Source organism: Flavobacterium arundinis (assembly GCF_038289855.1).
In the GTDB taxonomy this organism is placed as follows: Bacteria; Bacteroidota; Bacteroidia; order Flavobacteriales; family Flavobacteriaceae; genus Flavobacterium; species Flavobacterium arundinis.
The window spans coordinates 453,465-465,382 of sequence record NZ_JBBYHR010000003.1 but is presented as its reverse complement, the minus strand read 5'-3'; the positions used below and the strand labels follow the sequence as shown (position 1 = coordinate 465,382).

Sequence of the window (11,918 nt, the reverse complement as noted above, 5' to 3'; positions counted from 1 at the left end):
ATTAAAGTATATGGAAATTACTTTTTCCCTTGAGGAAATAGACAGTGCGGCAAAGCAGGTACTTGCCCAAAATATAAAGAGCATTATAACATTCCATGCAGGGATGGGTGTTGGCAAAACAACATTCATCAAGGCTTTGGCGCGGCAGCTGGGCGTAAAGGACATGACCTCCAGCCCTACTTTCTCCCTTGTAAACGAATACGGGACCGAAGACGGAAGGATATTATACCACTTTGACCTGTACCGGCTTAACAGCGAATCCGAAGCGTATGATATGGGTATTGACGAGTACTTTTATTCGGGCAACCTGTGTTTTATCGAATGGCCGGAAAAGACCCCGAACCTCATCCCGATAGACCATACTGCAATTACCATGAAAATGCTGCCGGATGGCAAAAGGCAGCTCATCGTAAAATAGTTACTTTCGTTTTGTTTTTTTTGTAAATTAGAGCCAAATTATCCGCATAGTCCATGTCCTTAACACCTTTTACAAAACAGCAGCTGCTTCCGCAGGAAGAGAAACTTGAAGTGGCCCGGCAAAAGAGCGAGCTCTTTATCGGTATTCCTAAAGAAACATCCTATCAGGAACGAAGGATATGCCTTACCCCGGATGCCGTAAATTCGCTTACCGCCCATGGGCATCGTGTGATGATCGAGGCAGGCGCAGGGCTCAGCTCCAGCTACAGCGACAGGGATTACAGCAATGCAGGCGCAGAAATTACACAGGACCCTAAAAAGGTTTTCGGATGCCCGGTAATACTGAAAGTGGAGCCGCCTTCGGTATCTGAAATAGAAATGATGAATATGGAAACTCTTGTCATTTCGGCTATACAATTAAAAACACAGCGAAAAGAATATTTTGAAGCGCTGGCCTCCAAAAAAATTACCGCACTCGCCTTTGAATTCATAAAAGATGAGGACGGTTCCTACCCTGCCGTCAAATCGCTTAGCGAAATAGCAGGGACAGCATCAGTACTCATAGCCGCCGAGCTGATGATCAACCAAAAGATTGGCAAAGGCTTGCTTTTGGGTAACATTACAGGCGTACCACCTACAGAAATCGTTATCATCGGTGCAGGTACCGTGGCTGAATTCGCCGCAAAAACCGCAATAGGCCTTGGGGCAAGCGTAAAAGTTTTCGATAATTCCATTACAAAATTACGCCGCCTCCAGGATACCCTTAACCAGCGTATATTTACCTCTACCATACAGGAAAAATCGTTATTAAAAGCCCTGATGCGCTGCGATGTGGCTATTGGCGCCATGAAAGGCAAGAACCGTACGCCTATTATCGTGAGCGAAACAATGGTGGAGCACATGAAAAAAGGCGCCGTTATTATCGATGTCTGCATTGATACTGGTGGATGCTTCGAAACATCGGAAGTGACTACTCATGAGAAACCAACTTTTGTAAAGAACAACGTAATACATTATTGTGTCCCGAATATCCCTTCGCGCTATTCGAAAACAGCATCAATGTCAATCAGCAATATTATCAGCCCTTTCCTTTTGCAAATGGCCGACGATGGAGGTATAGAAAGCGCGATACGCTGCAATGCAGGATTAAAAAACGGCATTTATTACTACCACGGACTGCTGACCAACCGCTCTATTGCCGATTGGTTTTCCTTATCCTACAGGGATATCAACCTTATTGTTTTTTAAAGAAATCAATACTCAAATATAATGTGGCGCTGTTTCCGATTTCAACCGGATCGTGAACGGTGTGTATACTATTTACATTACATAGTGAGATTGATTATTTCATCGGAATCGCGGCTGTAGGTGCCCGCAAAATCCGGGCTAGTGCGACGGAGCTTTGTTATCTGTTTTCTGTTTAAAATCCTTTTTAAATCTCCCTTCAAAACCCTATATTTGCGGTTCATTCCATTTTACAACACAACTACAATGCAGCAATTATCCGAACTGAATGCCATATCTCCTATTGACGGGAGGTACCGTGGCAAAACCGTACCACTATCCCGCTATTTCTCTGAAGAAGCGCTCATACGGTACCGCGTCCTCGTGGAAATAGAATATTTTATAGCCTTATGCGAACTGCCATTGCCACAGCTTACCGGCGTGGACAAAAATACCTTCGGGCCACTAAGGGAAATCTATAAAAATTTCAGTTCCGGCGATGCACAGCAGATAAAAGACATTGAAAAGACCACCAACCACGACGTAAAAGCCGTGGAATACTTCATCAAAAAAGCATTTGACCAATTGGGCCTTGAGGCTTATAAAGAATTCATCCATTTTGGCCTTACATCACAGGACATCAACAATACTGCCATACCGCTTTCTACAAAAGAAGCCTTTGAGGATGTATACATGCCGGAGCTGATTGCCGTTATTGCAAAGCTGAAAGAATTGAGCGTGGAGTGGGCTAATGTCCCGATGCTGGCACGTACCCACGGACAGCCTGCTTCCCCTACCCGTTTGGGCAAGGAGATAGGCGTATTTGTAGAACGCCTTGAAGAGCAGTTGCGATTGCTGTTCAACATACCATTTGCTGCAAAGTTCGGTGGTGCAACGGGTAACTTCAACGCGCATTTCGTGGCCTACCCAAAAACCGACTGGAGGCAGTTCGGGAATAATTTTGTAGAAGGGACACTGGGACTGAAGCACTCCTTCCCTACTACCCAAATTGAGCATTACGACCACTTTGCCGCTTTCTTCGACGCACTGAAACGCATAAATACCATAATCATCGACCTGGACAGGGATATCTGGACGTATGTGTCAATGGATTATTTCAAGCAAAAAATAAAAGAAGGCGAAATAGGCTCTTCGGCTATGCCGCATAAGGTGAACCCTATCGATTTCGAGAATTCTGAAGGCAACCTTGGGATAGCCAATGCCATCTTTGAGCATCTTTCTGCCAAGCTGCCGCTGTCAAGATTACAGCGCGACCTTACCGACAGTACGGTATTACGTAACATTGGCGTACCGATGGGACATACCATAATTTCTTTTGAAGCCACACTGAAAGGCCTTAATAAACTATTGCTGAATGCGGATAAGTTTGCCGAAGACCTCGAAAAAAACTGGGCTGTAGTTGCCGAAGCGATACAAACCATACTGCGCCGCGAGGGGTATCCAAATCCTTATGAAGCACTAAAAGACCTTACGCGTACCAATACAACTATAGACAAAAACGCGATACATACTTTCATAGGAAATCTTAATGTGAGCGATGATATCAAGAAAGAACTGATGCAGATCACCCCGTCTAACTATTTGGGCATACAACCATAAGTTCGACTGAAATGTTAATTCCTGTTTAAATTTTGACCGGCCTGCTTAACAAGGTAACCTTTACAAGGATAAAAATTGTTATATTGCAGGGAACAGCAGGATTTAAACAGGATTTTTTATGCCCAATAAGGTACTCATACTTTTTGCCCACCCATTGTTCGAAAAATCGAATGCTAATGGTGTGCTGGTACGGCATATCCCTGATTCGCCAAACATCACCTTTCACGACCTGTACCAGGAGTATCCCGATTTTGATATCGACATGAAACGGGAACAGGAATTGCTGTACAACCACAATATCATCATCTGGCACCATCCTATGTACTGGTACAGCTGCCCACCGCTGCTGAAGCAATGGATCGATATAGTCCTGGAACACGGATGGGCCTACGGGAAGGAAGGCTTCGCGCTTAAAGGCAAACTTCTTTTACAAGCTATTACTACAGGGGGACGACGGGAAAATTACTCCCCAACAGGACGCGACGGGTTTACCATACCGCAATTACTGGAACCTTTTTGCCAGACGGCGAAAGTGTGCAATATGCATTACCTTCCCCCTTTTGTGGTACATGGCACCCACTCCATGACCGAAGAAGGATATGAAAAGAACGGAAAACTGTATGGGCAGGTCCTGGAATATCTTGTGGACAATACTATTGATCCGGGAGAGATGGCAGGTTTCCATTATTTTAATGATTGGTTTAAAACTAAAAACGGGTAATTATGGCAGACGGATTTTTCTTTCAGGCGCTCATTTACCTTGCTTCGGCTGTAATCTGTGTTCCCATAGCCAAAAAGCTGGGGCTTAGTTCGATACTGGGCTACCTGTTTGCCGGCATTATTATCGGGCCCTATGTTTTAGGGCTTATCGGTCAGGAAGGCCAGGACATCATGCACTTTGCCGAATTCGGCGTGGTAATGATGCTGTTCCTTATCGGCCTCGAACTCGACCCACATAAATTTTGGCGCATGCGACGCATTATTGTTGGAATGGGTACCTTGCAGGTGGTGGGCACAACAGCCGTATTATTCATTGCCTGTTCGTTTGTGCTGCGTTGGGAATGGCAGGCTACACTCGCCATATCCTTAGCCCTTACACTTTCGTCTACGGCTATCGTAATGCAGACCATGAAAGAAAAGGGTCTCACAAAAACATCGATGGGGCGGTCTTCTTTTGCCATATTGCTGTTTCAGGATATTGCCGTAATCCCGATTATGGCTATCCTGCCGCTTCTTGCAGCCGGAGGAATAAAGAATGAGAACGTAAGTCAATCCCTCATTTCTAATCTGGACGGTTGGCTTCAGGCTCCTATTGTATTGGGTACTATAGGAATGGTTTACCTTGGCGGACGATTTATAATCATACCACTGTTGCACGTTGTGGCGCGCACCAGGCTACAGGAGCTTTTTACGGCATCTGCATTGTTGCTTGTCATGAGCGTTTCCTTCATGATGCAGCTGGTAGGCCTCAGCCCAGCCCTTGGCGCTTTCCTTGCCGGATTGGTATTGGCCAATAGCGAATTCCGCCATGAGCTCGAAGGAGATATAGCGCCGTTTAAGGGCCTGTTACTGGGGCTCTTCTTCATTGGAGTGGGTGCCTCCATCAATTTCCAGCTCATAATGGCCGACCCTGCCTTTATAATTATTTTCTGTACGATATTCAATATTATCAAATTCTTTGTGCTTCTGGCGGTTGGAAAAATCTATAAGAAAAGTTCCGACCAAAACATATTATTTGCCTTTGCCCTGAGCCAGGCAGGGGAATTTGGCTTTGTGATACTGGCATTTGCCACACAGCTCAACCTGATGGCTACCGCACTTGCCGACCAGATGATGGCGGTAATAGCACTAAGTATGATAGGGACACCATTCCTGCTGCTCATCAATGAAAAATGGATAGATCCCTTCTTTGGTGTAAAAGAGAAGCAGCCGAAAAACAATTATGATTCCATCGACGAGAAAAACGATGTCATTATTGCCGGGTTCGGAAACTTTGGGAGTACCATAGGCCGCCTGCTGAAGACCAACGGCATTCCGGCAACAGTTCTTGACATGGACAGTGACCGTGTGGACTCACTACGGAAAATGGGATTTAAAGTGTATTATGGCGATGCGTCACGACTGGAGCTGCTTAAAGCAGCGGGTTGTGAAACCGCTAAGCTTTTCATTGCCGCGATTGACAACCCAAGGGTAAACCTACAGGTTGTAGAAATGATCAAAAAGCACTTCCCTAACCTGAAAATACTTGCCCGGGCACGCAACCGCAGCGATGCTTTCGAGCTTGTGGATATGGGCGTGAATGATTTTTACCGCGAAAATATGTATAGTGCTGTGCACCTGGGTGTCGATGCGCTGGTGGAACTTGGGCACAGGCGGTATACAGCAACAAGGCAGGGCCAGCGTTTTATAAAGTATGATGAGCAGGCTATATTCCGACTGGCAGAAAAACGCCACGACAAGAAAGCCTTCCTGATGACCGCTATGGAAGAGATTGAAATGCAGGAGCAATTGCTTAAAAATGACCTCTATGCACAGCTTGGTGCCAATGACCATGCCTGGCAGAGCGCGGATTTACGGAAAGAGGCGGAGGAAGAGTAGTTTTCAGTCACAGTCGCAGTTTTCAGGTTTTAGTTCGGACTGCGACTGTGACTGAAAACTGAGACTATTTTACCGGTATCCATATCTCCTCTTCGGAATCCGGGTCTCCGTACGTATATTTCTCTCCTAAAATCTCAAAATGCGGACGGATATCCAGTACATATCCTGAAGCAGGCAGCCATTCCCTGAAAATGTAATTATAGGTTTCCGGCGCATCTTCAGCAGTGCCTTTATAATTGAAAACGGCATACTTTCCGCCATTTAATATAAATGCTTCCATCCCATCGGGAATAGCATCAAAATCAGTAACTTCCATTAATGCCCACTTCTCAAACTCAGCTTCCGGATTAAAATTGCTGAAAAAACCTGCACTGTAAATCTGCAATGAAAACATATCCGTACCGACAGCATTGGTTATCTCTTTACGGTGCGGCATAAAACTGCTCCAAAGCCGGAATGTAGTGTTTTTGGAAAAGGACATAGTGAGACGTTTGCCTAAAAGCTTTTTGGAAGGGATTATTTTTATTTCCGGTGTCATTATTTTTTAGCCACGAATTTCACGAATTTAACAAATTAGCCAGTTATGAAAACTGCGCCTGTGACTAAATTAAACTTGACTTATTAAGCTTGCTGTTCTTCCTGCTAAAGCCAAAGTAAATGGAAAGGCCTATAAGCAACCAGATCGTAAAATAAATCCAGTTCCACACGCTAAGCTGCGCCATCATGTAAAGGCAGCAGATAAGGCCAAGCAACGGTATGAGCGAAAGGTTTTTACGGAATGTCCATACCGACAGGAATACTAATGAAATAAGGAATATATACATTGGTATCTTATGTTTGAAAAGGTCGAAGCCGCTTTCGTATTTAAGCTCGTCGGCAATCGGAAGTTCGTCTACCAATCTTTGATAAGCAGCATCATCGTGCTCATACGTCCCCAGTATCTGCTCAAGGTCCTGGGATCCGGTCGCAACATCGCGTGCCAACAGAGAGTTGTATACTTCGGTAGTTTGCTCTTTGGTTAACGAGGTCACAATAGTCGACGGCGTATTAATCTCTTTCTCATTAGCAAGAAAAGCCATTGTTGCCTCTTTGTTGTAGGTAAAAGAAAATATAACACCGGCAATAAGCACTACCGGCATAATGAATTTGGCATTCACATAAGGCGTTTTAAATTTTCCCCTTGGCACATCGGGGCGATTCTGTAATACAAGTACACCGGCACATACAAGGACAAACGCAAACAATGTCCCTATACTGCACAGGTCAGTAACCATGGTTAGGTTCAGGAATAATGCCGGAACCGCTACTACAAATCCCGTTACTATTGTTGCGTAAGACGGTGTCTTAAACTTAGGGTGCACCCTGGAAAACTTTTTGGGTAAAAGCCCGTCACGGCTCATGCTCATCCAGATTCGGGGCTGCCCCATCTGAAATACCAACAATACGCTGGCCATGGCAATTACTGCACTTACGGCTATAATACCGCTCATCCATTTAAGATCGAGCTTTTCGAAAACAAACGCCAGCGGGTCACCAACATTGAGTTCGTTATAACGTACCATACCTGTAAGCACGAGGGCAATTATTACATATAATACCGTACAGATTATAATAGCCCACATCATTCCTTTCGGCAGGTCGCGCTGCGGGTTCTTGCATTCTTCGGCAGTAGTCGAGATAGCATCAAATCCTATATAAGCAAAAAATACCGCCGACACGCCTTTAAGCACCCCTGCTGCTCCGTTCGGTGCAAACGGGTCCCAATTGGCGGTATCTACATAGAACACGCCGACAGCGATAACAAGCAGGATAATGCACAGTTTTACAACCACCATCAGGTTGCTGGCGTTACGCGATTCTTTCATTCCTCGGTACACAAGGGCGGTAATGATTATGATTATGAATAATGCTGGAAGGTCGGCTACAAAATGGAATGAGCCGATAGTTGGTGCTGTCATCCAGGCGTTGTAAGCCTGCTGTAATCCGGCATCGAGGTTTGCGAAGCTCTTGCCGCCCTGCATCAGCGCGGTGGCATTGTCAAAGCCGTTTGATGCAGTGAGGTAATCCATTTGCACCCAGTCGGCCAGCGTGCCCAGGTGCCAGTCGTATCTTGAATTGAGCGTCGTGACGATGCCATCGAGCAGCCCTGTAAAATAATCGCTCCATGATATAGCAACGGTTATATTACCAATTGCATATTCCATTATCAGGGCCCAGCCTATTATCCAGGCGACAATTTCGCCGAAAGCCACATACGAATAGGTATAAGCGCTCCCGGAAACAGGCACCATAGAGGCGAATTCGGCATACGCAAAAGCTGCAAAACCACAGGCAAGGGCGGTAAAAAGAAACAGGAAGATAACTGCGGGGCCACCATCGGCACTTGCTTTGCCTATTGTACTGAAGATACCGGCGCCTATTATGGCGGCAATTCCGAAAGCGGCTAAATCCTTAACGGTAAGGTGCCTTCCTAACGAATCATGCCCATGCTCATTGCTTTCAACCTGCTTTAAAATGTCCTGTACGTTCTTTTTACGAAATAAGCTGTTTAACGCCATTGTTTTTATTTAAAATTCAAAATCCCTGCTATTTGCAGTAATAACAAATATAAAAACTAAATTGAAAAAAAATTGACAGCAATTTGGTTATTTCTTAAAATATTCTTAATTTAAATTTATATAAGAATTTTCTATACAACTATAGGCAATAACAATCAATATTGCCTATAGTTAAAACCTATTAATTCTATTTTTGTGATGTAAAAAATTAATCATTTAATCACTAAAATATAAATTATGTCATTAGTAGGAAAGAAATTCCCAAACATTGCTGTCGATGCTATCTCTGAAATGGGAGATAACCTGAGCATCAATATTTATGAAGAAGCGGTAAACAATAACAAGAAAGTGTTGTTGTTCTGGTATCCGAAAGATTTTACATTTGTTTGCCCTACAGAGCTTCACGCATTTCAGGCTGCCCTTGGCGAGTTCGAAAAAAGAAACACTATGGTAATTGGGGCTTCATGCGATACTAACGAAGTGCACTTTGCATGGCTTAACACCGCAAAAGACAATGGTGGTATAGAAGGCGTTACCTACCCTATCCTTGCCGATACGAACAGGAACCTTTCTAACATCCTTGGAATACTTGATATCGAGTCTACAGAATACAGCGAAGAGACTGACTCTGTAATCCTTACCGGATCTAATGTTACCTACAGGGCGACTTACCTTGTTGACGAAACAGGTAAAATTTTCCACGAGAGCGTAAACGATATGCCGCTTGGCCGTAATGTACACGAATACCTGAGGCTGATTGACGCTTATACCCACGTTCAGGTGAAAGGCGAAGTTTGCCCGGCTAACTGGGAAGAAGGAAAAGAAGCCATGACTGCCGACCGTAAAGGCGTTGCTTCCTACCTTGCTTCAAACTAATTAATTATTAACACCTTACTTACACATACTACCCATGTTACAGGAACTTGAGACAGATAATTTAGCGGAGATCGTTGCCGGAGAACCGGTGGTTGTGGTACAATACTCTGCCGGATGGTGTGGTAACTGCCGCATCATGAAGCCAAAATTTAAAAAAATGGCATCGGAACACGAGAATGTAACCTTTGTGATTGCTGATGCTGAAAATTTCCCCGAGTCGAGGAAACTGGCGAAAGTGGATAACCTGCCAACCTTTGCCACCTTCAGGAACGGCCAACTGGTAAACCAGGTACAGACGAATAAAGTAGAAATCTTAACCGACTTAGTCAATGAAGTTACCAGTAATTAAGCACCTTACCCAGTTTATTGAGGACAACGACCAGGATTATATTATAGAAACCCTGGAAGTACTCGAAGCGCTTACCGAAGTGCCTTCTCTTAAAGATGAAGAACTGGATGTAGTGGGAGAACTTATCTCCAACATGTATGGTGCGCTTGAAGTAAATAAAATGATAAAGGACGGTATGACCAAAAAGGAAGCGCTCAACAGTTTTATGATGCGTGTACTTGGCGCGATAGATAAAGAATAGTTTTTCATAATCAGGTTAATAGGAACGCTCCCGGAAACGGGGGCGTTTTTTTTGTTATCTATTCAAAAAATAGCTCATACTAAAAGCTTCGTACCTTTGCATCCTAACTAAAACTATTTATTATGGGACAGGCAAAGAAAATGCTAATGGAACAAGAAGAGCAAGAATTGACGCAAAATGAATTTACAGAATTTTTTGAAAGATTGCTTGTTAGAGAATATATTACTAATCTTAATATTAGCGGGATAGCTAAGCATTTAACCACAAAAGGTTATGATAGTCTATCAAAGGATCAATTAAGAGTACTACAGGATTTTACTGCTCAATTCAGAGAGAAGTATGAGTGTAGTCAATGCTATGGAACTCATATGTCGGGATTATTAGATTATCTTGAAGTCTTAGAGACAGGTTATTGTACAATTTGTGAAATTGATAGAGAAAATTATTTAAGAGACTGATTCTTCCATCTAACCCTATAATATTTTTACTTATAAGAAGAGCCGCTATGGTATTGCTAGTGGCTCTTCGCATAAGTTCTCCAACTAATTTACCTAAATTAGCTTAACTTCGTCGCTTTATAATTCAATATGAAAAACATATTCCTTGCAACAATAACATTTATCGCCTTTACTGCCAATTGCCTTGCCCAGCAGGATTTCATCAACCTTGCTTATGGAAAAGACAAACAGCAGACGCTTGATCTTTTCCTGCCTAAAGTGGTATCCGAAAAGATTCCTGTAGTCATTATGATACACGGCGGCGCATGGATGATGGGCGGCAAGGAGTATACCGACAAACGGGCCAAAGACCTGCGTGACCGCGGATTTGTAGTTGCCAATATCGATTACCGCTATGTGAGCGAAACGGTACATTGCAAAGAGCTTCTGGAAGATGTCGACAGTGCCGTTGACTATGTTCAGAAAGAAGGCAAAAAATATGGCTATACTACCAAACAGGTCCACATGGCCGGAATAAGCGCCGGTGCGCATTTGGCGTTGCTGTATGGGTATACTACAAAAAGGAAAGTAAAATCTATCAATGCGATATGCCCTCCGGTGCTGTTTGACAGCAGTGCACCATTTGGCAATATGAATGATCCGCTCATGAAAAATATTGAGCTGCTGGCTAATGCAAAATACACGAATAAACATACTCAAAGCGAAGAATTTAGGGATATTAGCCCTGCCCACCATATTAAAGACATTCCTACCCTGTTGATACATGGTGATAAAGACCATTTGGTGCCTTGGTGGCATTCCCAATTCCTGTTCAGCGAGCTGCAGGAAAAGAAAATTGACTCAAAATTCCTTACAATGAAAGGCAAAGATCATGATGCCGGGCTTAATGACCCTGACACTGAAAAACAGGCATATGATACAATATTGGGTTGGATCAATTCGCATAACTAATGCACCTCTTTATAAAGAACATGGTATGCCCGCGGTGTATTACCGCAGTGCGCAGCGAACTGGAGAAAGCCGGCATCAATGTGCTTTCTGTAGAATTGGGCGAAGCGGAGATAAAAAACGAACTCTCGCCCGAAGAGCTTCAGCATGTAGACAGATCATTACAGGCACTGGGATTTGAACTTATAAACGACCGCAAAAGCAGGATTATTGAGCAGATAAAAAACGGTATTGTGTACCTGGTACACCACTCTAACGAAACACTGAATACCAACCTCTCTGCCTGGCTGGCCGATAAACTGCATTACGACTATACTTACCTGAGCAACCTCTTCTCCGAAGTTGAAGGCACAACTATAGAAAAATACTACATTGCCCAGCGTATCGAGAAAGTAAAGGAGCTGCTGGTATATGATGAGCTTTCGTTGGCAGAAATTGCCGATGCCCTGGGTTACAGTAGCGCTGCCTACCTTTCGGGCCAGTTCAAAAAAGTGACGGGCCTCACTCCTACTTTTTATAAATCGATCAAAGAGAACAAGCGCCGGAAAATTGACGAACTGTAAAAGTCATAGTTATTCCTAAAGATTGCATAAGCGGTTATGATTTATAATGCTGAACTTTGCACTTCA

The 11,918-nt window shown here is 43.8% G+C and carries 13 protein-coding genes; 11 read left to right on the top strand and 2 right to left on the bottom strand.

What is annotated here, in order from left to right:
• Positions 1–10: 10 nt before the first annotated feature.
• From tsaE to AAEO56_RS07735, 5 genes are all read left to right on the top strand, one after another.
• Positions 11–418 (top strand): tRNA (adenosine(37)-N6)-threonylcarbamoyltransferase complex ATPase subunit type 1 TsaE, encoded by a 408-nt coding sequence (tsaE, locus tag AAEO56_RS07755; protein WP_341696459.1) that lies wholly within the window; start codon positions 11–13, stop codon positions 416–418.
• 53 nt (positions 419–471) lie between these two features.
• Positions 472–1,665, top strand: a complete 1,194-nt coding sequence (locus tag AAEO56_RS07750; protein WP_341696458.1) for an alanine dehydrogenase — start codon at positions 472–474, stop codon at positions 1,663–1,665.
• 243 nt (positions 1,666–1,908) lie between these two features.
• A complete protein-coding gene (purB, locus tag AAEO56_RS07745; RefSeq protein WP_341696457.1) occupies positions 1,909–3,261 on the top strand; it encodes an adenylosuccinate lyase in 1,353 nt (450 codons plus the stop codon).
• Between the two features lie 118 nt (positions 3,262–3,379).
• Positions 3,380–3,982, top strand: coding sequence for an NAD(P)H-dependent oxidoreductase (locus tag AAEO56_RS07740; RefSeq protein ID WP_341696456.1), 603 nt, complete (start codon positions 3,380–3,382; stop codon positions 3,980–3,982).
• 2 nt (positions 3,983–3,984) lie between these two features.
• Positions 3,985–5,859 (top strand): monovalent cation:proton antiporter-2 (CPA2) family protein, encoded by a 1,875-nt coding sequence (locus tag AAEO56_RS07735; protein WP_341696455.1) that lies wholly within the window; start codon positions 3,985–3,987, stop codon positions 5,857–5,859.
• Positions 5,860–5,923: 64 nt separating this feature from the next.
• On the opposite strand, the gene AAEO56_RS07730 is transcribed toward AAEO56_RS07735, so the two are convergent.
• Positions 5,924–6,397, bottom strand: coding sequence for a GyrI-like domain-containing protein (locus tag AAEO56_RS07730; RefSeq protein ID WP_341696454.1), 474 nt, complete (start codon positions 6,395–6,397; stop codon positions 5,924–5,926).
• 64 nt (positions 6,398–6,461) lie between these two features.
• Positions 6,462–8,417: an amino acid permease gene (locus AAEO56_RS07725; RefSeq protein WP_341696453.1), complete on the bottom strand. Its 1,956-nt coding sequence runs from the start codon at positions 8,415–8,417 to the stop codon at positions 6,462–6,464.
• A gap of 237 nt (positions 8,418–8,654) precedes the next feature.
• Between AAEO56_RS07725 and AAEO56_RS07720 the strand changes: the two genes are divergently transcribed.
• From AAEO56_RS07720 to AAEO56_RS07695, 6 genes are all read left to right on the top strand, one after another.
• Entirely contained in the window at positions 8,655–9,293 is a 639-nt protein-coding gene (locus AAEO56_RS07720) for a peroxiredoxin (protein ID WP_341696452.1), read from the top strand.
• Between the two features lie 34 nt (positions 9,294–9,327).
• Positions 9,328–9,642, top strand: coding sequence for a thioredoxin family protein (locus tag AAEO56_RS07715; RefSeq protein ID WP_341696451.1), 315 nt, complete (start codon positions 9,328–9,330; stop codon positions 9,640–9,642).
• Positions 9,623–9,883: a DUF6952 family protein gene (locus AAEO56_RS07710; RefSeq protein WP_341696450.1), complete on the top strand. Its 261-nt coding sequence runs from the start codon at positions 9,623–9,625 to the stop codon at positions 9,881–9,883. The genes AAEO56_RS07715 and AAEO56_RS07710 overlap by 20 nt, the downstream gene beginning before the upstream one ends.
• Before the next feature lie 122 nt (positions 9,884–10,005).
• The gene (locus AAEO56_RS07705) at positions 10,006–10,341 is read left to right on the top strand and encodes a hypothetical protein (protein ID WP_341696449.1); all 336 of its coding nucleotides are present in this window, start codon (positions 10,006–10,008) and stop codon (positions 10,339–10,341) included.
• A 129-nt stretch (positions 10,342–10,470) separates the two neighbouring features.
• Positions 10,471–11,292: an alpha/beta hydrolase gene (locus AAEO56_RS07700; RefSeq protein ID WP_341696448.1), complete on the top strand. Its 822-nt coding sequence runs from the start codon at positions 10,471–10,473 to the stop codon at positions 11,290–11,292.
• On the top strand, positions 11,292–11,852 hold the full coding sequence (locus tag AAEO56_RS07695; protein WP_341696447.1) for a helix-turn-helix domain-containing protein: 561 nt from the start codon (positions 11,292–11,294) through the stop codon (positions 11,850–11,852). Before AAEO56_RS07700 ends, AAEO56_RS07695 begins: the two co-directional genes overlap by 1 nt.
• Positions 11,853–11,918: the final 66 nt, after the last annotated feature.